This window comes from Oxalobacteraceae bacterium OTU3CINTB1, assembly GCA_024123955.1.
Taxonomy (GTDB): domain Bacteria; phylum Pseudomonadota; class Gammaproteobacteria; order Burkholderiales; family Burkholderiaceae_D; genus Rugamonas.
Genome location: CP099652.1, coordinates 5459685 through 5479939, shown reverse-complemented (window position 1 = coordinate 5479939; position 20255 = coordinate 5459685). Strand labels below are relative to the sequence as shown.

General features: G+C 54.5%; 20 protein-coding genes, 1 tRNA gene and 1 pseudogene. 14 read left to right on the top strand and 8 right to left on the bottom strand.

What is annotated here, in order from left to right; genetic code table 11:
- The first annotated feature begins 2 nt into the window (after positions 1 to 2).
- From NHH73_23645 to NHH73_23630, 4 genes are read left to right on the top strand one after another with little or no spacing between them, the layout of a single operon-like run.
- Positions 3 to 569: a MarR family transcriptional regulator gene (locus NHH73_23645; GenBank protein ID USX25546.1), complete on the top strand. Its 567-nt coding sequence runs from the start codon at positions 3 to 5 to the stop codon at positions 567 to 569.
- A 22-nt stretch (positions 570 to 591) separates the two neighbouring features.
- Positions 592 to 1446: an enoyl-CoA hydratase family protein gene (locus tag NHH73_23640; protein ID USX25545.1), complete on the top strand. Its 855-nt coding sequence runs from the start codon at positions 592 to 594 to the stop codon at positions 1444 to 1446.
- Positions 1447 to 1449: 3 nt separating this feature from the next.
- Complete coding sequence (locus tag NHH73_23635; GenBank protein USX25544.1) at positions 1450 to 2625, top strand: acyl-CoA dehydrogenase family protein; 1176 nt, start codon at positions 1450 to 1452, stop codon at positions 2623 to 2625.
- Positions 2625 to 3014, top strand: coding sequence for a RidA family protein (locus NHH73_23630; protein USX25543.1), 390 nt, complete (start codon positions 2625 to 2627; stop codon positions 3012 to 3014). The genes NHH73_23635 and NHH73_23630 overlap by 1 nt, the downstream gene beginning before the upstream one ends.
- A gap of 46 nt (positions 3015 to 3060) precedes the next feature.
- Here the strand turns inward: NHH73_23630 and NHH73_23625 are convergent, their stop codons facing one another.
- The 3 genes from NHH73_23625 to NHH73_23615 form a co-directional block, all read right to left on the bottom strand.
- Positions 3061 to 4938: an acyltransferase gene (locus NHH73_23625; protein USX25542.1), complete on the bottom strand. Its 1878-nt coding sequence runs from the start codon at positions 4936 to 4938 to the stop codon at positions 3061 to 3063.
- Between the two features lie 237 nt (positions 4939 to 5175).
- Complete coding sequence (locus NHH73_23620; protein ID USX25541.1) at positions 5176 to 6639, bottom strand: Atrophin-1 multi-domain protein; 1464 nt, start codon at positions 6637 to 6639, stop codon at positions 5176 to 5178.
- Between the two features lie 411 nt (positions 6640 to 7050).
- Positions 7051 to 7404, bottom strand: coding sequence for a hypothetical protein (locus NHH73_23615; protein USX25540.1), 354 nt, complete (start codon positions 7402 to 7404; stop codon positions 7051 to 7053).
- Between the two features lie 436 nt (positions 7405 to 7840).
- Between NHH73_23615 and NHH73_23610 the strand changes: the two genes are divergently transcribed.
- From NHH73_23610 to NHH73_23600, 3 genes are all read left to right on the top strand, one after another.
- Complete coding sequence (locus NHH73_23610; protein ID USX25539.1) at positions 7841 to 8788, top strand: hypothetical protein; 948 nt, start codon at positions 7841 to 7843, stop codon at positions 8786 to 8788.
- A 78-nt stretch (positions 8789 to 8866) separates the two neighbouring features.
- Positions 8867 to 9094, top strand: a complete 228-nt coding sequence (locus NHH73_23605; GenBank protein ID USX25538.1) for an AlpA family transcriptional regulator — start codon at positions 8867 to 8869, stop codon at positions 9092 to 9094.
- Positions 9095 to 9300: 206 nt separating this feature from the next.
- On the top strand, positions 9301 to 10374 hold the full coding sequence (locus tag NHH73_23600; protein ID USX25537.1) for an inovirus Gp2 family protein: 1074 nt from the start codon (positions 9301 to 9303) through the stop codon (positions 10372 to 10374).
- Between the two features lie 40 nt (positions 10375 to 10414).
- Here the strand turns inward: NHH73_23600 and NHH73_23595 are convergent, their stop codons facing one another.
- Entirely contained in the window at positions 10415 to 11257 is an 843-nt protein-coding gene (locus NHH73_23595; GenBank protein USX25536.1) for a hypothetical protein, read from the bottom strand.
- 125 nt (positions 11258 to 11382) lie between these two features.
- On the opposite strand from NHH73_23595, the gene NHH73_23590 reads away from it, so the two are divergent.
- On the top strand, positions 11383 to 11628 hold the full coding sequence (locus NHH73_23590) for a helix-turn-helix domain-containing protein (protein USX25535.1): 246 nt from the start codon (positions 11383 to 11385) through the stop codon (positions 11626 to 11628).
- Positions 11629 to 11637: 9 nt separating this feature from the next.
- On the opposite strand, the gene NHH73_23585 is transcribed toward NHH73_23590, so the two are convergent.
- Positions 11638 to 12204: a recombinase family protein gene (locus NHH73_23585; GenBank protein ID USX25534.1), complete on the bottom strand. Its 567-nt coding sequence runs from the start codon at positions 12202 to 12204 to the stop codon at positions 11638 to 11640.
- Between the two features lie 234 nt (positions 12205 to 12438).
- Between NHH73_23585 and NHH73_23580 the strand changes: the two genes are divergently transcribed.
- The gene (locus NHH73_23580; GenBank protein ID USX25533.1) at positions 12439 to 14397 is read left to right on the top strand and encodes an AAA family ATPase; all 1959 of its coding nucleotides are present in this window, start codon (positions 12439 to 12441) and stop codon (positions 14395 to 14397) included.
- 204 nt (positions 14398 to 14601) lie between these two features.
- Positions 14602 to 15360 (top strand): hypothetical protein, encoded by a 759-nt coding sequence (locus NHH73_23575; protein ID USX25532.1) that lies wholly within the window; start codon positions 14602 to 14604, stop codon positions 15358 to 15360.
- Here NHH73_23575 and NHH73_23570 read toward each other — a convergent pair.
- On the bottom strand, positions 15308 to 16294 hold the full coding sequence (locus NHH73_23570) for a hypothetical protein (GenBank protein ID USX25531.1): 987 nt from the start codon (positions 16292 to 16294) through the stop codon (positions 15308 to 15310). The genes NHH73_23575 and NHH73_23570 overlap by 53 nt on opposite strands.
- A gap of 124 nt (positions 16295 to 16418) precedes the next feature.
- Here NHH73_23570 and NHH73_23565 point away from each other — a divergent pair.
- From NHH73_23565 to NHH73_23550, 4 genes and pseudogenes are all read left to right on the top strand, one after another.
- Positions 16419 to 16582, top strand: a pseudogene (locus NHH73_23565) (IS110 family transposase).
- Between the two features lie 259 nt (positions 16583 to 16841).
- Positions 16842 to 17543 (top strand): hypothetical protein, encoded by a 702-nt coding sequence (locus NHH73_23560; GenBank protein ID USX25530.1) that lies wholly within the window; start codon positions 16842 to 16844, stop codon positions 17541 to 17543.
- A 1-nt stretch (position 17544) separates the two neighbouring features.
- Complete coding sequence (locus NHH73_23555; GenBank protein ID USX25529.1) at positions 17545 to 17988, top strand: DUF488 domain-containing protein; 444 nt, start codon at positions 17545 to 17547, stop codon at positions 17986 to 17988.
- A gap of 9 nt (positions 17989 to 17997) precedes the next feature.
- Positions 17998 to 18645 carry a DUF4326 domain-containing protein gene (locus tag NHH73_23550; protein ID USX25528.1) on the top strand — a complete coding sequence of 216 codons (648 nt, stop codon included), beginning with the start codon at positions 17998 to 18000 and terminating at the stop codon, positions 18643 to 18645.
- 8 nt (positions 18646 to 18653) lie between these two features.
- Here the strand turns inward: NHH73_23550 and NHH73_23545 are convergent, their stop codons facing one another.
- Both NHH73_23545 and NHH73_23540 read right to left on the bottom strand, forming a co-directional pair.
- On the bottom strand, positions 18654 to 19868 hold the full coding sequence (locus NHH73_23545) for an integrase arm-type DNA-binding domain-containing protein (GenBank protein USX25527.1): 1215 nt from the start codon (positions 19866 to 19868) through the stop codon (positions 18654 to 18656).
- Positions 19869 to 20042: 174 nt separating this feature from the next.
- Positions 20043 to 20117: transfer RNA gene (locus NHH73_23540), tRNA-Arg, on the bottom strand.
- Positions 20118 to 20255 lie beyond the last annotated feature (138 nt).

Genomic DNA, 20255 nt, shown 5'->3' with positions numbered 1-20255 from the left:
CTATGCCCCTATCCGACAACGATCGAGAAAAACCAGACGAAGATCCGTCCGCACCGGACGAACAAGCGACGGACGCGGAGCCGGTGCTCGACCTGGCCAGCCGCCTGACGCAGGACCACCACCAGTCGCTCAAGCTTTGGCTGCGCATGTTGTCGTGCACCGTCAAGATCGAAACCGAAATCCGCACCCGGCTGCGCGCGACCTTCGGCATCACCTTGCCGCGCTTCGACCTGATGGCGCAGCTGGAGCGTTATCCGCACGGACTGCGCATGGGCGAGCTGTCGAAGCGGATGATGGTCACCGGCGGTAACATCACCGGCATCACCGACCAGCTGGAACAGGAAAAGCTGGTGGTGCGCGTGCCCGATCCCAGGGACGGCCGCGCCTACAGCGTCAAGCTGACGGCGGAGGGACGCCGCGCCTTCACCGAGATGGCCGAAGTGCACGAGGGCTGGATCGCCGAACTGCTGCAGGACATGTCCGGCGCCGACAAGGGCCAGCTGATCGACCTGCTGTCGCAGATGAAGCAGCATCTGTACTCCGCTGACCGCAACGCCGACGGAAAATAGGAACAAGAATTAAGGAAAACCCATGCGATATCTTCAAGGCGATGCCCACCAGCTGCCCGGCAACCGCGCCACGCTTGCAGGGTACCGCGCCAGCCATTTTCTGTTCGACGCCCACGGCGGCGTGGCGACGCTGACGCTGAACCGGCCGGACCGCAAAAATCCGCTGACCTTCGACTCCTACGCCGAGCTGCGCGACCTGTTCCGCGCGCTGGCGCGGGCGGACGACATCAAGGCCGTGGTGATCACCGGCGCCGGCGAGAACTTCTGCTCCGGCGGCGACGTGCACGACATCATCGGCCCGCTGACCAAGCTCGATATGCCAGGCCTGCTGGCCTTCACCCGCATGACCGGCGATTTGGTGAAAGCCATGCTGGCCTGCCCGCAGCCCATCGTGGCGGCGATCGACGGCATCTGCGCCGGCGCCGGCGCGATGCTGGCGCTGGCGTCCGACATCCGCATCGGCACGGAGCGCAGCAAGACCGCCTTCCTGTTCACCCGCGTGGGCCTGGCCGGTTGCGACATGGGCGCCTGCGCGCTGCTGCCGCGCGTGATCGGCCAGGGCCGCGCCGCCGAACTGCTGTACACCGGGCGCTCGATGTCCGGCGCGGAGGCGGAGCGCTGGGGATTTTTCAACAGCCTCAAGGCGCCGGAGGAACTGGCGGAAGCCGCCCGCGCCTTCGCGCAAGGGCTGGCCGATGGTCCGACCTTCGCGCACGGCATGACCAAGACCATGCTGCAGCAGGAGTGGAACATGGGCGTCGACCAGGCCATCGAGGCGGAGGCGCAGGCGCAGGCCATCTGCATGGCGACCAACGACTTCCACCGCGCCTACCACGCCTTCGTGGCGAAGCAAAAACCCGAATTCGAAGGCGATTAGAGAATGACCGACAAAACCTATCTGGCGTGGCCGTTTTTCGAGGAGCGCCACGCGGCGCTGGAACAGCGGCTGGAGGCATGGGCCGCGCGCCACGTCGGTCAGCATCACGACGCCGACGTCGACGGCGCCTGCCGCCGGCTGGTGCGCCAACTGGGCGAGGGCGGCTGGCTGCGGCACGCGGTCGCCGGCGCCGCGCACGGCGGCGAGGCCGACGTCATCGACACCCGCGCCATCTGCCTGATCCGCGAGACCCTGGCGCGCCACGACGGCCTGGCCGATTTCGCCTTCGCCATGCAGGGGCTGGGCGCCGGCGCCATCAGCCTGCACGGCAGCGCCGCGCAGCGCGGGGGCTACCTGCCGCGCGTGGCGCGCGGCGAGGCCATCGCCGCCTTCGCGCTGTCGGAGCCACAGGCCGGCTCCGACGTCGCCGCCATGCAATGCGCCGCAGTGCGCGATGGCGACCACTATGTGCTCGACGGCGAAAAGACCTGGATCTCCAACGGCGGCATCGCCGACTTCTACGTGGTGTTCGCCCGCACCGGCGAGCAGCCAGGCGCGCGCGGCATCAGCGCCTTCATCGTCGATGCCGGCGCGCCGGGCTTCGAGATCGCCGAGCGCATCCAGGTGATCGCGCCGCATCCGCTGGCGCGCCTGGTGTTCAACGGCTGCCGCGTCCCGGCCGCCAGCCGCATCGGCGAGGCGGGGCAGGGCTTCAAGGTGGCGATGGCCACGCTCGACGTGTTCCGCACCTCGGTGGCCGCCGCCGCGCTGGGCTTCGCAAGGCGCTCGCTCGACGAGGCGCTGGCCCACGCCATGCAGCGGCCGATGTTCGGCCAGATGCTGTCGGACTTCCAGCTGACGCAGGCCAGGCTGGCGCAGATGGCGACCGGCGTCGACGCCGCCGCCTTGCTGACCTACCGCGCCGCGTGGCAGCGCGACCAGGGGACAAAGGTCACCAAGGAAGCGGCGATGGCCAAGATGACGGCCACCGAGACGGCGCAGCAGGTTATCGACGCGGCGCTGCAGATGTTCGGCGGCCTCGGCGTGGTCAGCGGGCAGCCGGTCGAGCGCCTGTACCGCGAGATCCGCGCGCTGCGCATCTACGAGGGCGCCACCGAGGTGCAGCAATTGATCATCGCGCGCGAGCTGCTGCGCGAGCAGACCGACAAGGACGCATGATGGAGATACTTCAACCGCCGCACTGGGCCAAACCGCGCGGCTATTCGAACGGCGTGGCCGCCAGCGGCCGCACGGTGTGCGTCAGCGGCATGATCGGGTGGGACGGGCAGGGCGTGTTCCATACCGACGATTTCGCCGGCCAGGCGCGCCAGGCGCTGGAAAACATCGTCGCCGTGCTGGCCGAGGCCAACGCGCGGCCCGAGCACATCGTGCGCATGACGTGGTACGTGATCGACCGCAAGGAGTATGTGGCCGCCTACAAGGAGGTGGGGGCGGCGTACCGCGCCGTCATCGGCGCGCACTACCCGGCGATGACGGCGGTACAGGTGGCCGGGCTGGTCGAGGACCGCGCCCGGGTCGAGATCGAAGTCACGGCGATCGTGCCGTGACGCGCCGGCGGGCGCTCGCCAGGGGCGCGCATCCGCCGCGCGGTGTTCAGTGTTGCAAGGCCTTCATGGCGGCGGCCGCGGTGCTGGCCGGCGCCTGCGTGGCGACAGCGGCCCCGGAAGGCTCCGTGTCCAGGCCTTTCACCGCCAGCCGCGCGCCCTGCGGCGTCAAATGGTCGCGGTCGAAGAACAGCGGCACGCCATTGCGTTCCATCACGCAGCCGCTGGCCGGGCACAGGTTGCGGTACGGCGAGAAGTACGCGGCCGGACCGAAGCGCTCGGCGAACGCGGTGTCGACGGCGCGGCGGTCGGTCTTGACCAGCCAGGCGCGCAACGGCATTTTGGAGAACTGCTCGTAGGCCAGGATCAGCGGCGCCGGCACCAAGTATTCGGGCACCGGACCGTAGACCGTCGCCTTCTGGTCCAGCCCACGGAGGTAGGCCAGCGTGGCGGCCAGGGCGGCGCCGTCGGCGCTGTCCCAGCGGCCTGCGATGATGATGCGCGCGGCGACGCCCTTGTGGCGCGGCAGCCAGTCGTTATAGATATAGCGGACCAGATCGGTGCAGCGCCTCTCGCCGACCGGCTCGAGGGTGGGCTTGCAGCCGACCGCCGTGGCCTGCATCACGTGGGCGCCCGGCGCCTCCAGCTTGAGCGCTTCGACGATGTTGGCGGCGTGGCTGTCCCCGATCACCAGCACGTTGGGGCGGTCGGTGGCAGGCGTCAGGCACAGGTCCTTGCGATAGAAGCTCAGCGCGTTCGACTGGGATGTCAGGAAGCACGTGTCGCGGTTGAAGAACGTGGTGTCGGCGTGGCTCGGCTGGGTGTACGCGATAGCCTGCGGGTATTGTTGCCACAGGCGCGTGCCGCCCAGGTTGAACACCACGAACAGCGCCGCGCAGGCGGCGGTGGCGGTCAGCGTGACGCGCGTAACCTTGCCGCTGTTCGCTTCGGTGACCGGACGGCGGAACGGCGCTTCGACCCATTTCCAGCACAGCCATGCCGTCAGCAGACTCGCCGCAATGACCAGCAGCTTGAACTTGAACGTGAGCGCGAACACCAGCGACACCAAACAGATCAGCGGCCAGTGGACCAGGTAGAGCGAGTAGGAAATTTTACCCAGCCATTGGGCGGGGGGCGAACGCAGCAGGCCGTTGGCGAGGCCGCCGGCGCCGGCGCCGGCGATCATCATGACCGTGCCGAGCACCGGCAGTACGGCGTTGTAACCGGGAAAAACCATCTTGCTGTTGTAGAGGAAAATCGCCAGCACCACCATGGCCAGCCCCGCCTCGGCCAGCCAGCGCTTGAGCCGCGGCGACCACCGTTGCAGCGGCGCCAGCGACAACAGCGAGCCGGCCAGCAGTTCCCAGGCGCGCAGCCACGGCAGGAAGAACGCTGCCGAGCGCTCGGCGCCGACCACCCAGCAGGCCCACGCCAGCGACACGACCAAGAGCAGCGCGAACACGCGCAGCGCCAGGCGGGCGCCGCCGGCGCGCCACAGCGCCCAATATAGCAACGGCAGCACCAGGTAAAACTGTTCCTCCACTGCCAGCGACCAGTAGTGCAGCGTCGGCTGGGTGACGTTGTCGGCGAAATAATCGACCGTGAAATAGAACCATAGGTTGGAGAACGACAGCAGGCCCGCCACCATTGATTTGAGCAGTTCGCCTGACAATTGCGGCGGGAACAGCAGCGAGAACATCAGCGCGGTGGCGATCGAGACCACGTACAGCGCCGGCAGGATGCGCATCATGCGCCGGCCGTAGAACACGCGGAACGAGAAGTGGTCGCGGGCCAGCTCGGCGCCGATGATGGAGGTGATCAGATAGCCCGAGATGACGAAGAACACGTCGACGCCGACGAAGCCGCCGGGAATCCACGGCAGTTCCAGGTGGAACAGGACGACCGCGACCACGGCAAGGGCGCGCATGCCATTTACTTCAGGGACAAATTTCAAGATGGGAACTCCGTGGAGCAAAGATTCGGGCGGCCCATCCGCGGTGCGCATGGGCCGCTGTCAATATTGTTGCTGTCGTATACTTAACAGATATTGATATCTTACACGGTTTGGCCATCAGTTTGCCGACTTCTTCGCGTTTCGCGCGGTAACGCGCCGCGTCGGCCTGGCGTTCCCGGCCGCCGCGCAAGGCGCGGCGGGACAACGCGGCTAGAACACGTTGGTCAGCACGCCCCGGGTGGAGGAGGCCTGCTTGACGCCGCATTCGGCCAGCAACGTGACCGTCACCTGCCCGGCGGCGGCCGTCGGCCAGTTGAAGGTGGCCGCCGCGCCGTTTTCGAGGAAGCCGCTATCGAACACCACCTTGCCGCCCACATTGACCTGCAGTCGGATCGAGGCGCCGCCGGTGGACTGCGATTCGAAGCGCACGCGCCCGCCCGGCACCGGCTTGGCCCAGGCCACCTTGCTCACTTCGTTGTTGTAGTTGATCAAGGTGACCTTGCTGGCCATGTACGGGAACACCAGCGCCTGGCTCCAGGTGTCGAAGCTGCCCGGACCCTTGGTGCTGGTCTGGTAAATGAGCCACGTGCCGCGCATCGACAGCAACTCCATCGGTGCTTCTTTGTTGCGCGTGACAACATTGCCGTCGAGCCACTGTTGGGCGCTGGCGACCTGGCGCAGCGCGGCGCGGATCAGCTCAAGGTCCGCCACCACCTTGGTATCCCACGTGCCGCCGGGCATCAGGGCGAAGTTGGCGCCATTTTCTACGTGGATGCCGTATGCGGTATCGTAATTGCTATCGACCACATAAGCGCCCCACAGTTTCAGGGTGGCGGCGATCTTGCGCAATTTCGGCGAACTGAGCTGATTGGTGTCGAACCACGACGGCAGCATGATCAGCGCGCCGATCGGGATGCTGCCCGTGTTCAGGGCGGCGTTGCTGTCGGTACTGGTGGCTGGCCGGATGTAGGACGGTTCCGTGGCGCCGCCCGAGAGCGTGTGGCGCGGCAAGGTCATGGCCAGCGCGTGGCGGTAGAAGGGCTCGCCGTCGTCGATCTCGTGGATGCGGATCAGGCCTCCCATATTGGGCACGCCGCTGGCGCGCGCGCCCTGGCTCCAGTGGCCGCCCTCGCCAAAGCCGCGACCGTCGATGCGGGTCCACGAGTACATGCCAGCAGTCCATTTGCCATCGGCATATTTGAGCTGGTAGAAGGAATGGACGATACCGGTGACGGTGTCGACCACGTCGGCGTGGCCGTCGGCGCCGCTGGCCGGCACCACGTCGGCCGGCCAGCGCGGCACGGTGATGGTGCGGTAAAAGCCGGTATCGGGATCGCCCACTCCGGCGGTGCCGGGCTTGCCATAGATGGTGACGGCCGGATCGCTGGCCTTGGCGAGGAAAACACGCAGCGACAGCGCACCGTCGTCGACGACCGGGATCCAGGTCGGGTTGTACAGCGGCTTTTTGATTTCGCCGGCGCGCAGCACGGGATTGATCGGCCGTTTATTCCATGGGGAATCGGGCGCGAACGGCTTGTAAAACGTGCCGAAACCGGTGGTGGCCGCGAAATCGGTCGCCGCGTGCGCGGGGACGGGAGCGAGTGTGAAAGTGGTCGAAAGTAGTAGGTTTACTGCTACAAAGAAAGATTGAAAGCGTGCGGTACGAATTCTCATTACAGTCCTTTTGGCAAGTGGCTGTAACTAACCCTGAGAAGATATTTTGCTGTTGTGAAACAAATTATACCGAATTCTTTTCCAATTGCAAGATATTTCTTGGTGGCATTTTACAAACAAAAGCACGGCCGGCTGCGGCTTGGCGGGCCCCGCCGCACGGAAAACGTGTCCCTGGCTGGGCGGGCGCGGCTGGATCATGGGTCGGCGCAGGGGGAGGAGCGAAGGGAAGGAAGAGCGGGAAGGCGGAGCGGGAAGGGCGAAGGCGGGCGCCGAGTGGCGCGCGCGGGCGGCGATGGTCCCCGACTGGAATCACATTTCCCTATGAAAATCGATGGAAAATGCTAAACGTACCATCAAAAGTACCAACAAAATAATTTTGCTCCGGTATTGCTTCCTCACTGCCAATATAGTTCACTGCTGTTCGTAAAACGATTCTACTGGGACTGGACCGGTTGTTTTGCCGAAGTTGAGGTCGCATGTTAAGCAAACGAAATCGTTGAGGATATTATCGTCGATAATTTCGCCCAAGGCAGCACCAACGGCTCCACCAGCAGCAGCACCGACAAAGGCACCGACGATTGCGCCTGTTACGCCGCCTACGACGGCACCAGATGGGCCGGCAAGCATTCCAGTCGCGATGCCAATCTCCGCACCTGCCGCACCGTTAACGGCACCGGCAACCGCGCCCACAGTGCATAGCAGCCTTCTTGCGTAGCCCTTGGTCGCAATGCGATCCGAACCACATTTCGGGCAATGGCGTGTCATCCCGTGATGCTCTTACTTGGTGGCATCAGATCGGATGAACTATGTTCGGATACTGTCCGCTTGCAATGGTCCCGAACGGCCTGACGCCGTACCTGCTCGATGTATGCTGCAAAACTAGCTGCTGTCAAAACGCCTGCCGCGAACACAATTGCGAATGCGGTAAGGTGCTCTAATGGGGAAACGCTTTGTTGCATAGTAAGTCCTTAAAGTGGATTTTTGAAGTTGAGGGTGGAGCCTGTCACGCTGTAAGCGATAACGTCATAGCAGCACAGCCCAATACGGGCTGTGCTGCTATGACCGCTCGGGATGAGCCCATTTCCAGCTCTACCGCCAGCGCTTACGGTGCTGTAGAGTGGGGGAATAACTTGTACAACTGGGTAAGCTAACTTGTACAGAATTGACAATCCTTGTGGGCCATGTGACGAGAGTAAAGTAAATGGAAAATCACCAGAAACAGCCGGCATCCGTCTCACCCTCCGTTGCTGATTTGCCAATTCTCAGCGAGGTTCGGTACTTTAGAATTGCTAGGGCAGCGGAAATGCTTGGATGTACGCCTGACGACCTTCTGCATATCGGTGCGCTAGGCAAGATTTCGTTGGTCGCTCCGATACTTGCTAAAGGACGTTTCATGTGGCCGACAGACCAGGATCGATTCGGACTGATTGGCTTTGACTCCCCAGCTGTTTATGAGTTCGGTCCGGCGGATCGCGTCATACTGCCGCCCTCCACCTTGAGCGTGATAGAAGCTGTTGGCTACGCTATTCCCACGCGGTTTTATGCGCCAGATGTAGCGCGAAAAGAATTTTCAGCTCAATCTAGGTTGAGCGGGCCGTTGACTGAGGATGGCGGATCAGACGGCGATGCAGAGCTAGGCGAGGATGGAGGGCAAGATCATCGTGGCAGTGCGGTAGATGATGGCATTCCGGATCTTTTCAGCCCTTTCTTTCAGGCCCAGCTACGAGAGGCGGCGATAAACGGGGTGTGGGAGGCAATAGACGAACTGGGTGACGATCCCCCCAAGACTACCATTGAGCAGCTCTTTGTTCCAGCTAGCGAAATATCACGCATGAGCGAGGGACGGCCGTTGCCGAAAGCTGCCGTATTAAGATTAGGTAAAGATGTTGCCTCCCCTGCCAAGCCCACGCACGGGAACACTGAGGTGCATTCTAAAAAGCAGTTGGAAGTACTGAAATTTGGCCTGTGGCTGTTTCGTGAGCAGATAAAAGAAGTTGTCGGTGACTCAACGAAATGGGCGGCTGAGATTGACCAGCAGGCTGCTAAACGCTGGGATGACCGCATTCCTCCTTTAACAACTAGCGTGATCGAAAAGCACTTGCGGACGATTTTTCAAGACAATCCCAGAAAATTACTCGCCGGCGACTAATTTTTACTGTACTGAATTTGGTGGACACAAAGACTTATGGTTCAGGCATACCGGCTGCCGGGACTTTGGATCTTAGTCATGACCACCACTTCATCTTTACCGCCTCTACGAATCATACGCCGCAAGCAGTTGGAGGAACGCACGGGCCTATCGCGCTCTGCAATCTACGACCGTCTATCGTCCAACTCTCCACGCTTCGATCCATCCTTTCCTCGCGCTATCAAACTAGGCGCAAATTCCGTTGGCTGGGTGGAGTCGGAAATCGAAGCATGGCTGCTAAGCCGCATGCAGATGAATCGCGTTTAACGGTTCGGAGCGTGTGCGCTTCACAGTGGTGATATATGTCTGAAAAAATCTACTACAGCGCATAACTTCGCTATCCCTAAATTAGTGCATAGCCGTCTACGCCCCGGTATTCTTTAATATTCAGGCTTTGACGGCTTTTCTTTTGAAACCCTGATTTCTGGTATTAATGCTATATAAAAATATGGATAGGATACCTCTCAGTTACCATGAAAACATTAAAGATTAAACTGTTGAGTGACCATACGTTAACGATGGAAGAGATTGATTGCGAGCTAGTAGATGAAGTTGACTATTTCGTTACTCAAGAAGCTTCAGGTAATCTAAAGATTAATGTCGACCTACAGCCTGAATTGACTATTTCTGCAATCGAGGATTTTGTCAATGCTGTAGCGTTTCCTCATGATCTCAGTAAACACAGCAGCGCAAATATTTCTGACTACTATCCATTAATCAATTATTTCTTAAATAAGTTTAAGCCAAATTATTTTTATAGCCCGAAAGTAGAGCTATTTTTTGAAGCCATGAAATCGTGTCATGGGTCAAATATTTTTTATGAGTTTATTCCTGACAGGTTTTATCAAAAAAATTCAAATCAAAATGTTGTGGTATTTCGTGGCTTAATAGAGACGATGAAAGCTATTGCGCTGTCTAAGCCATTTCAACAAAAGCTAAAGAAATGGAACGCCAATTTCAAAAAATCGTATAGTAGTGCCGAAAAATACGTTCAGTCATTGTTTGAGAAGTATTCAAGACTTTTAGTTGTTCGATTGGATTTAGGATTCAGAAATACTGAAAATGCAATTGATGAAGGCGTGTCGATAGAAGACGCAAAAAAACTATTGTCTCGATTCCTTAATGCCAAAAGGTCGAATAAGATTTTCGATGATGTGGTGGGCTATATCTGGAAATTAGAGTATGGTGAATTAAAAGGTTATCACTACCATTTATTAATTTTTTTAGATGGGTCAAGGGCAAGAAAAGATATTTCCCGAGGGATGTTGATGGGAGAATATTGGCTCAATCTAACTCAAGGGAATGGCGTGTTTTATGTAAGTAATTTTAATAAACATTGCTTCGAAAAGCTGGGCTTGCTTGGTATAGGTATGATATCTCACTCGGAATCGGATAAAATAAGAAATCTCCACAAAATATTGAAGTATTTCTTTAAGACGGACCAATACCTGAGGGAAAAACCGTCGAAGCGGAGCCGCATGTACGGCAAGGGCGAGACTGTTCAGATGAACAGTCTCGGTCGCGGCCGTCCGAGGGCTAAAATTTAGACATAATGATAGATAAAACCTTCCGTCGTCGGAAGGTTTTTTACTGGCAAGGGTTTGGTAATATCTTTACTAAATCAGCATGGCTCTGGGTGCCGCCGTTTTTCCTGTAAATTGCAAAAGCATCTGCATTTTCTCTATTAATCCTTGAGACCGTATTCCCTAGCTCATACATCCTATTCTTGTCGATATATCCTGATATCTTGGCGCCGTCTTGCTGTCGCGTTATTTCCTGTTGAGCATTTCGGAAGAAGGGTCTGTTTCTTTCGATAATGTAAGAAGATAAATACACTTGATATAGAGGCGTCGCCTTACACGTCGCATCCTTAGCGTCCTTATTTGCGTAGTCGGCATTTCGCTGCCTCTCAGCAGCGTGTAATTTCTCTCGACCTTCTTTGGTTAATTGAATTTGTCCTTGACTTGCTACTTTGATTGTTGGACCAGCTTTAATAATTGAATCGATAAGCGCTTGTAGGCGATTAAAGTATTCTGGCCCTAGCCCGTCCGAGCAAATTTTAGATGATTTCTTCCTGAGTTCAGAGAGGTCAGATTTAAGTCTTTCCGAGTATTCTTGTTTTCCACTGTCTTTTGATGAAATATATCGGATGGCTCCATCAAATATTTGATACCCCAAACTGGGGCCTGTACTTCTTGTGATTAAGGGGTAAAATATTTCGCAGTCAGCGCTTAAATTTTCATTAAATTCTTTTGATTTATCATTGTCGAACGCAAGTCCCGAACTGTGACCATTAGCGATATATTTAGGTATTAACTCGATCAATTCTTCAGTTGTATAAGGCTGAGCTGCGGATTGGCTAAAGGGGGAGGCGACAGCGGTTAATAAGAATACTACAGCAGAAAATTTCATTTTTTTCAAAAGCATCATCTTAATTCCTTTAAATTATTGTCGATGAAAGGCGAGGGTTCCAAATGAGAGAGTAAGTTGGCAAATACCTAAAATGGGTCGTAAATGCCGTGGTCACAAAGTCATCATAGCTACACCATTGAGGTATGGCAAGAGTCTCCGTAAAACTCGATAAAGACAGTGATCTAGTGCGTTTCGGCGCGGTAGTGCGTGCGCGTCGGCTGGGGTTAGGACTCTCGCAAGAGGCGTTGGCCGATCTGGCGGAGATCGATAGATCCCATATGGGCAAGCTGGAACGCGGCGAGCGTAATGTGTCGTTCCTGAATATCCTGCGGATTGCAAATGCGATCCATTGCAAGCCATCTGAGCTGTTTCAGGCTGCCGGGCTTTAAAGGCACTAACTAGGCAGATGCTTTTAAGATTCGATAGACTGAAGCTATCCCAATGGAACAAGCGTTTGCAATTTCTTGCTTGGTAAGCCCCTTCAAGTTGAGCGCAAGCACCTTTGTGCTTTTCGCTTGAGCGGTCGGTGCGCGGCCGACATATGCGCCTCGCTGTTTTGCGGCAGCTATACCCACCTTCTGTCGTTCCAGCATGTTCTCGCGTTCAAACTGAGCTATGGAGGCGAACAAGTTGAACGTAAGCCGCCCTTGTGGCGTGGCCGTGTCAATCGCCAGATCGAGGATGCGAATGGTTGCGCCTGCACGCGCTACCCTTGCTTCTATCTCGACCATGTGGACCATTGAGCGCGCGGCGCGGGACAAGCTGCTGAAGACAAGCACATCGCCAGCCTTGAGCACGGATAGCAGCTTGGTAAATTCAACACGCTGCTCCATCTTTACGCTGCTGACCTGCTCCTGGTAAATCGACTGATCTGTGCAGCCCGCGCCCTTCAGCTTTGAGATTTGGTCTGCGAGGCCCGCGACCTGCTCAACGGTCGAGGTGCGGGCGTAGCCGTATGTTGTCATACAGTTCCTTTCTATCAATAGGTTTTAGATGTGGTGAAATTATCAATAGGCTCTAAAATTAAGTGCCGTTTTGATAGTTTTTGGAGGGGGTGAGGCGATAGATCACTTGACCCTGCCCTAGTGGTACGGAGGTTGTGCTCAACGCTGGAAGTTACATAGCTTTGCTAACGAAACCAAAGTGATGTAGCATGGAAATTGTCAATTTTTCAATCCGGCTTTCATATTGGAATGCACATGACTGAAGAGAACAACCGCTCCAAATTAGTTCGTATGACCGTACGTAACATCGGTTGCATAGGTGCTGAGGGAGTAGAGATTGCTTTGGACAAGGTGGTATGCCTTGTGGGGAAAAATAATGCAGGGAAGTCAACGATCCTACGTGCATACGAGTTTGCTAAGGGCACTCTCTCGCTTGATACAAGCCGTGATCGCTACCAGCATGCAAAAGAGGATGAGCCTTGCGAGGTCATTCTTGACGTTCACATACCGGACGGCATCGGGAATATTAATGCCGATTGGAAAATTGACGCAGACGGACTGAGAATTGTCCGCAGCCGGTGGCAATGGGCTGCACCAAGTTTTGAAAAAATACGGACGACGTGGAATCCAAAGGGCGGGCAAGATGGGGTTGGAGACTGGGATCCGGATAAAAATGCAGCTGGTTTAGACAATGTATTTTCGGCTAGGTTGCCTCGTCCATTGCGAATAGGATCATTGGACGATGCCGCTAAAACGGAGGAGATGCTTCTAACCCTAGCGCTGACACCTTTGCTTTCCAGCCTGGAAATAGCGAGGCTCAACGCTGAGTCTGCCTTATCCAAGGCAATTGCTAGCGTTACCGGCAGTATTGAGGCGCTCAGCGCAAACCATGAGCAAGACTTTAACAAAATAGCAGAGCAGGTTACTAAAGGATTTCAGAGTGTTTTTCCTTCCTTGGGGGTGCATTTAAATATTGGAGCCGCACCGTTTGTGCCGAAGGTAGATGATATCGTCAAGCGCGGATCTGGTTTGAAAATAACAGATGGTAAAGCGACTACCTCACTTTCCCAGCAGGGGACCGGGGCTCGTCGGGCACTGTTTTGGGCAATGTTGCAGGTCCACAATGAGCTGAGTAGGGCGCGCGAGATACGTGAAGAATTTCGCAAGCAGTTAGAAAAGCGTGTAGCTGAGGAGAGGAAGAAGAAACCAAAAAAGGAGACCATAGAAAACATGGCGGAGTACCAAGCTGCGGTGGATGCGGCAATTGCGTTATTGGCAGCTCACAATGCAGGTGGGCCTATCCCTGACAGTCCGGATGACCCAGCCTTGCCAGGTTACCTTCTGCTCATTGACGAGCCGGAGAACGCTCTTCATCCGATGGCCGCACGCGCAGCGCAACGGCATCTATACCAGCTTGGCGCGAGCCCGGATTGGCAAGTCTTGATGACTACACACTCCCCATATTTCATAAATCCTTTTGAGGATCACACTACGATCGTACGGCTAGAGCGCGGAGGCGCTGACGATACACTCATTGCACCTAAGACATATCAGTCAGATCACATTCACTTTGACGGCACTGAGAAGCAGCGCCTACAAGCGTTACAACACATCGATCCTAGCTTTGCCGAAGTGTTTTTTGGTTCTTACCCGATTTTAGTTGAGGGCGATACGGAACACGCAGCCTTTATGGCATCCATCATTGAGCGACATCATGAACTCATGGATCGAGTCACAATCATTCGTGCGCGTGGGAAGGCAATTTTGCTACCCCTCATCAAGGTAATGAAACATTTTAAGATAGGTTTTGGGCTAATCCATGATTGTGATCCGCCATTTAAAAAAGACGGATCAGCAAACGGCATGTGGACCGAAAATTTGAAAATCCGAAACGCTGTACTGGAAGCACGAGCGGCGGGGCTGACGATACGTCACCGAGTTAGCATGCCGGACTTCGAGCGTTTCCTTGGTGGCGATGAGGAGTCTAAAGATAAACCGTTAAATGCTTACTCGTACATCAAGGGTGACGATACAATTGCTACTCAGGTACGGGCGTTGATGCTGGGTTTGATAGACGGAGATGAGCATGAGCCCTTCAGTGATGCTAAGTTGAAGGTTGACGCTGATTACTTGACGGTACTTCGTAGCGAAATAGATGTCTGGGCAGCAATGAATGATCACAGTACTAACGTTCGCTTCTGTGGGGTCAAGTAGCTCTGTAGGCGCCAACGGTCTACGACAAGAGCCAAGAGGGTGCCTACTTAGGTAGGCATGCTCCTTCATGTAGCCCGTCCACATCAAGCAACAAGAGGCATGCAGCCAGCGGCAACTCTGACGCGCCTCAATCTGCCGTAATAAATTGGATTTATTTGCACCTAGGGCCTTCCGGAATTCCCCTAGGCTTGGTAAACTTCGTTCATGAGAACTGAAACCTACGGACTGCCGGTCATAACCCCAGGCAAAGCGACGCCCACCAAGGCGAAAAAGACTGAGCGTGTTGCGAGCGGCGTCGCAACAAATGAGCTCATCCTCTCAGCGTACATGTGCAACAACGATGAGCTGTTCCCCCACATCGTACAGTTGTATGTGCCGCAAGGTGCACGCGTGGCCGACGTTACCTACGGAACAGGTGTGTTTTGGCGGAATGTTCCTCGCGACCATTGTGAACTGGTCCCTTCTGACGTTGCATCTGGCACGGATTGCCGGGCACTTCCATATGAAGATTCGTCGTTTGGCGGCGTCGTTCTTGACCCACCTTACATGCACACTCCTGGTGGAACTGCCCACCAAGGGCATCAAAATTTTGAGGCTTATTATCGTAACAACGGTGGAGAAGCCGCTGGCGGTAAGAAATACCATGAAGCCGTATTAGACCTTTATTTTCAAGCCGGTAAGGAAGCTTGGCGTGTATTAAAGGATAATGGCGTTTTCATAGTTAAATGTCAGGATGAGGTGTGTGCTAATAAGCAGCGACTCACCCACGTAGAGTTAATTAACGAATATGCTTCTTATGGTTTTGTATGCGAAGATCTTTTCGTTATTGTTCGAAAAGGGAAGCCAGGGGTTTCGAGGATGATAAAGCAGGTACATGCGAGGAAGAATCATAGTTACTTCCTCGTATTTATCAAACCCCGACCAAAGCGTCAGATTCGAAAAAAAACTCTGCAAATGGCTTAACTGAAATTGGGGGCAGCTTGGTATTGAGATCCATGTAAGGCTGGGGAAGATCCAAGTAATAGATCCTAGATAACTGTGAAATATGCCCCTGGTAAATTTGCCATTGTTCAGGTAGGCATATTTCAACTACTTCCATTTTTTTCTTATCGAGTTTTGTCTCGGTAAGAATTACCGGCGTGCCTAGATAGCGTCCTTGGCCTAGCGTACCATCGATTACGCGCTGATGTGCCCACACTTGTATAACTCGCTCACGTGTAGATGTCTTAACCGGAACGTGGAGATTTCTTAACCGATGACCCGGCTCAAAAATGAAGTCGGTAGGCAACGAAATATTGATGCCTCGACTACTTATTTCTACGCGGCGAACTGGATTGACCCGTAGACGGCGTGAGATTAAATAGGCGACAAAGTACTCAAAAAACGTTCCTGGAGTCTTTTTGTCACCTGTTTTTTGGATGTCGATAGCACAACAGAATGACATCGCCATCGAGTAGAGCGTTTTCTGCAGTAAATTGGAGTCCCAGGCACTTAGAGACGCATTGAGCTCTTCATGAGTTTGGGCATTCTCAAGTGTCTCAAACAGCGCTAGGACTGGGACAAGATCATCCGAGAACAGATCCTCGTTAACCGGGCGGCTTAGGAACGTTTCGCTAGCTGTGCGGCGCTCGAATGCAAAATACCTTTTGCCTGCCACTTTCGAAACACACCCCAGCCGCTCCGCTAGCGAAATCTCCGTCATTGCAAATTTTACGGACGCCGAGAGAAGCGGTGCTTGATTCGAGTGCAAAAAGTCGATTTCTTCTGCCGTTGTCGTGTCGTCTTCGTCCTCACTAACAGCACGGATTTGTAAGGACTTTTGAAGTGCCTTGTACGCCTCCATCGCGCTTGTAGGGACAGGGGCCACTTTTCGGGCTCGCGGTTTTGAGGTTGCCATCTAGACTGGATTTGATTTTTGTGTAGCAGCATTCTACTCTACAGATTTGCGTCGGCAAGAAGAATTAAGCGCGTTTGCCCGCTCACTCGCATCGTTGACACCAGCGTACCTCGGGGTGAATTAACGATTTGGGTACACCCTTAGATAGACAATCATCTCCATCGGCCACAAATCTTGCGCACCATCTTCCACATGCTCGCAAGCGCCAGCCATTTCCGCGACAGCACCGTCGATTACGAAGCACTCTCGGTTGCCCGCAACGCCCCCCGCTGGATCAAGTCACTCTAACGCTTCGGCTTCCTGCCTAACCCTGCTTGAGCCTCGACGCTATCGACATTGGCTACGCTCGACGCAGGGCGGGCATTGTCACGTCCTTACAGTCATCTCTTTCACGTTAAACGATAGTGCGTACCGCTCCGACTACCAGTTTTACACAGCGATCCAACCACCTAATCATGACATCGGGAAAATAATTAAAAGAATCTAAACTTTCCGCAAGGATTGAGCGTATGATAAATGCAACTATAACTCAACAGGTGGGGGCAGAATGGAAATCATTGTCACTGACTTAACACGGTTTAAGAACAACGATCTGCTATGCATGGCAGGCGTAACGGCGGATGGTCAGACATGTATACGGCCGATGAGGGCAGGGAAGCCCGGCTATTTGTCCTATGAAGAGTGCAAAAAAGCTGGTCTGCTACCTGGGGCAAAACTGGAGGGTGTCTTTACCCCATCCAATCCGATTCACGCGCCCCATGTCGAAGACAACGTTTTTTCGAGTTTAAAAATGGTGGGTTCTTGCAGTTCCGATGAATTCGAAGCCGTCTTGCGGAACTCTGCGGTGCGGACCGTTGCGGACGGGTTCGGAATGGCGGTTAACGATAAGGTTCTGACTGCGGCACCAGACTGCTCGATCATCACCCTAGCAATCAGACCGCATCAAATCTCCATCTTAGCGGGTTACAATGGTGAAGGCGTCAAAGCAACCGTCGTTGATGATGCTGGGCAGATCTTCCGCTACCTTCCGATCACTGATCTTGGTTTTTTTGACTATGTCGGCAATCCACAGAAACGTCGCATGAGCATTGACGAAGTGAACGAGTTTATTGCAGACCAAGAGCGTTTGTACTTGCGTATCGGGCTTAGCCGTCATTATCAGGCACCGGATTCACGTGCGGGATATTGGCTTCAGATTAATGGAATTTTCACTTTCCCAGATTATCAAAAGATAATTCGAAAATACTAAAATGAGTAAAGTATTCACAATCGGCTTTACCGAAAAAACAGCGGAGAGTTTTTTCTCTCTGCTGAAAAATTCGTCAGCCAAAAAATTGATAGACGTCCGATTAAACAAAACTTCACAGTTGGCAGGTTTTGCCAAACGCGAGGATTTGCGATACTTCCTAAAGGAAATTTGCGATATCGAGTACATAGAGTTGCCTGATTTGGCTCCTGAGCCTGCAATGCTAAAAGATTACCGAAACAAGCTGATTGATTGGGCGCGGTATGAATATTTATATACCGAGTTGATGGCGAAACGTTCAATCGAGAAACGGATCGATCCAAATTTAATTACAGATGGATGTTTAATGTGCAGTGAGCACAAGCCTCATCATTGTCACAGGCGTATCGCTTTGGAATACTTAAATTCTTGCTGGAGTGCCCCCTTAGAGATAAAGCATCTTTTCTAGGTAGTAGTAATGCAATACACACATCAAACATCTTCCTTACTGATAGGTCTTCCTAAAGGCTTCGGTTTTCGTGGCTTCTTTGCTAGCAAAATCGAGAGATTGCTGTCTGCTCTTCAGGCGGACGAAATTACGGTCATGCAGGATGCAAAATCTATTGCTAGCTCTTACTTCTCTGAACTAGGTATGTCAGTGCAGCAGATTGATGCAATTCCACGCCTTTCTTTAAAGAGAAAACTTGCTCAATTTACCCATGTCATAATTTTTTGGGATGGTGAAGATTTATCCGACGTTATTTTTACAGCAAAGCTTTTAAAAAAACAGCTGAGAATTGTTCCGATCGAAATTACAAAAGTCCGAAACAAGGATAAAGATGAACCGTACGACGTTTACATTGGGCGAGGCACCCCTTGGGGTAATCCATTTCCGATTGGAAAAGGGGGTGTTGGTGATACACGAGAGGATGTTATTAGGAAGTACAAAGAATATTTTGAAAAAGAACTATTGACTGATCCCGAGAGAAAGAAGGCGCTGCTTTCTTTAAAAGGGTATCGCCTTGCATGTCATTGCAAACCCTTAGCGTGCCATGGTGATGTCATCGCTTCTTATTTAAACAGCCTTGACGATTTGGATGACGCATCAGAGTCCGATTTAACCTGAGTTAGCTATCAGCCTCGAATAGAAATGACCTGCGCCCCGTCTCTCAAGCTATCTAAGTAATTTGCCCACCGCTGCATCATTTCTCGACGAGCTGGAAGATGGGCTGTGCGGTTATAAGCGCGACCGTTTGGATCCTTGACCGCATGAGCTAGTTGATGCTCAATTAAATCGATACGTTCACCAAGCACCTCGTCCATAATGGTGCGCGCCATGGCACGGAAGCCGTGAGCAGTCATCACTTCTTTGCTATATCCCAGGGCCCGTAGCGCAGCGTTAACGGTGTTTTCGCTCATGCATCGATCTGTGGTTCTGATGCTGGGGAAGACGAACCTCGCGTGGCCGGACAAAGGTAATACCGAACGTAGGATTTCCATGGCCTGTGTTGAAAGCGGCACGATGTGATCGTTGTCCATTTTCATTTTGTGGCTGGGTATGCGCCACTCCGCTGCGTCTAAATCCATCTCGGCCCACTCTGCGGCGCGCAATTCGCCTGGGCGAACGAACACCAGCGGCGACAGTTTCAATGCTGCTGTCGCGTACGGATGGCCGCCGTAGTCGTGAATGGAGCGCAATAGGGCGCCTACCTGTTTGGGTTCTGTGATCGCAGCAAAGTGCCCCTTTTCCGGCACTGCCAGAGCGCCCTTCAGGTCAGCAGTAACGTCACGGCTGGCGAACCCACTGGCTACAGCGTAGCGGAACACTTGTCCGCAAATCTGTTTGACGCGATGCGCCGAATCGACTGCACCGCGATCTTCGATTTTTTGTACGGTCAACAGCACGTCACGCGGAGAAATCGCAGAAATCGGTTTCTTTCCGATGAATGGAAAAACATTGTTGTTCAGCCAGTTCGCCACTTTCGCTTGGGTGTTGGATGCACGGTCAGGCGCAGTCTTGGCTAACCATTCTCTGGCCACGATTTCAAAGGTGTGCGCGGCAGCCGAAACCTTGGTACGCTTGTCGTCTTGTTTTGCTTGGCTAGGGTCGATGCCATCCGCAAGTAGTTCTCGTGCTTCCTCCCGACGCTTACGCGCCTTGGCAAGGGTGACCGCTGGATAGACGCCTAGCGCCAAGGTTTTTTGTTTCTCAGCAAAACGATAGTTCATGCGCCAGTACTTGCCTGATGCCTTCACCAGAAGGAACATGCCGTATCCGTCCGTGTACTTCTCGCCTGCTGGTGCGCCGATGTACTTCACCTGTCGGACGAATGTGTCTGTTAGAGCCATGATGCCTCCGTGTTGGTATCTGGTTTTGGGTTCGAAAGAGGTACCAACAAAAATACCAGGAAAATGATGGTATCCGATGCTACGCCTTCGGAATGCATTGGACAACAAAAAACCCGCGCTCCTATGACGGAGGCGGGTTTGTTGGATTCGGTAGGACTTCTTAGAACTAGTTGTTGGTCCCCCCGACTGGAATCGAACCAGTATCCCACGCTTAGGAGGCATGTGCACTATCCATTGTGCTACGGGGAGGACGCCGTGAAGCGAGCGCCATTATAGCCCAGCGCCGGGGCGGCCGGCGGAATTTGGGCGCGGAATCCGCCTGCTGGCCGTCCAGTATGGGTACAATGCTGCTTTCCATCCAAACCACCGGCTCGCCCGGCGCCACGC

What these genes read in the sequence shown, in the direction of transcription:
- NHH73_23645 (USX25546.1), top strand. Translation starts at nt 3, where the DNA reads ATGCCCCTATCCGACAACGATCGAGAAAAACCAGACGAAGATCCGTCC.
- NHH73_23640 (USX25545.1), top strand. Translation starts at nt 592, where the DNA reads ATGCGATATCTTCAAGGCGATGCCCACCAGCTGCCCGGCAACCGCGCC.
- NHH73_23635 (USX25544.1), top strand. Translation starts at nt 1,450, where the DNA reads ATGACCGACAAAACCTATCTGGCGTGGCCGTTTTTCGAGGAGCGCCAC.
- NHH73_23630 (USX25543.1), top strand. Translation starts at nt 2,625, where the DNA reads ATGGAGATACTTCAACCGCCGCACTGGGCCAAACCGCGCGGCTATTCG.
- NHH73_23625 (USX25542.1), bottom strand. Translation starts at nt 4,938, where the DNA reads ATGCGCGCCCTTGCCGTGGTCGCGGTCGTCCTGTTCCACCTGGAACTG.
- NHH73_23620 (USX25541.1), bottom strand. Translation starts at nt 6,639, where the DNA reads ATGAGAATTCGTACCGCACGCTTTCAATCTTTCTTTGTAGCAGTAAAC.
- NHH73_23615 (USX25540.1), bottom strand. Translation starts at nt 7,404, where the DNA reads ATGACACGCCATTGCCCGAAATGTGGTTCGGATCGCATTGCGACCAAG.
- NHH73_23610 (USX25539.1), top strand. Translation starts at nt 7,841, where the DNA reads ATGGAAAATCACCAGAAACAGCCGGCATCCGTCTCACCCTCCGTTGCT.
- NHH73_23605 (USX25538.1), top strand. Translation starts at nt 8,867, where the DNA reads ATGACCACCACTTCATCTTTACCGCCTCTACGAATCATACGCCGCAAG.
- NHH73_23600 (USX25537.1), top strand. Translation starts at nt 9,301, where the DNA reads ATGAAAACATTAAAGATTAAACTGTTGAGTGACCATACGTTAACGATG.
- NHH73_23595 (USX25536.1), bottom strand. Translation starts at nt 11,257, where the DNA reads ATGATGCTTTTGAAAAAAATGAAATTTTCTGCTGTAGTATTCTTATTA.
- NHH73_23590 (USX25535.1), top strand. Translation starts at nt 11,383, where the DNA reads ATGGCAAGAGTCTCCGTAAAACTCGATAAAGACAGTGATCTAGTGCGT.
- NHH73_23585 (USX25534.1), bottom strand. Translation starts at nt 12,204, where the DNA reads ATGACAACATACGGCTACGCCCGCACCTCGACCGTTGAGCAGGTCGCG.
- NHH73_23580 (USX25533.1), top strand. Translation starts at nt 12,439, where the DNA reads ATGACTGAAGAGAACAACCGCTCCAAATTAGTTCGTATGACCGTACGT.
- NHH73_23575 (USX25532.1), top strand. Translation starts at nt 14,602, where the DNA reads ATGAGAACTGAAACCTACGGACTGCCGGTCATAACCCCAGGCAAAGCG.
- NHH73_23570 (USX25531.1), bottom strand. Translation starts at nt 16,294, where the DNA reads ATGGCAACCTCAAAACCGCGAGCCCGAAAAGTGGCCCCTGTCCCTACA.
- NHH73_23560 (USX25530.1), top strand. Translation starts at nt 16,842, where the DNA reads ATGGAAATCATTGTCACTGACTTAACACGGTTTAAGAACAACGATCTG.
- NHH73_23555 (USX25529.1), top strand. Translation starts at nt 17,545, where the DNA reads ATGAGTAAAGTATTCACAATCGGCTTTACCGAAAAAACAGCGGAGAGT.
- NHH73_23550 (USX25528.1), top strand. Translation starts at nt 17,998, where the DNA reads ATGCAATACACACATCAAACATCTTCCTTACTGATAGGTCTTCCTAAA.
- NHH73_23545 (USX25527.1), bottom strand. Translation starts at nt 19,868, where the DNA reads ATGGCTCTAACAGACACATTCGTCCGACAGGTGAAGTACATCGGCGCA.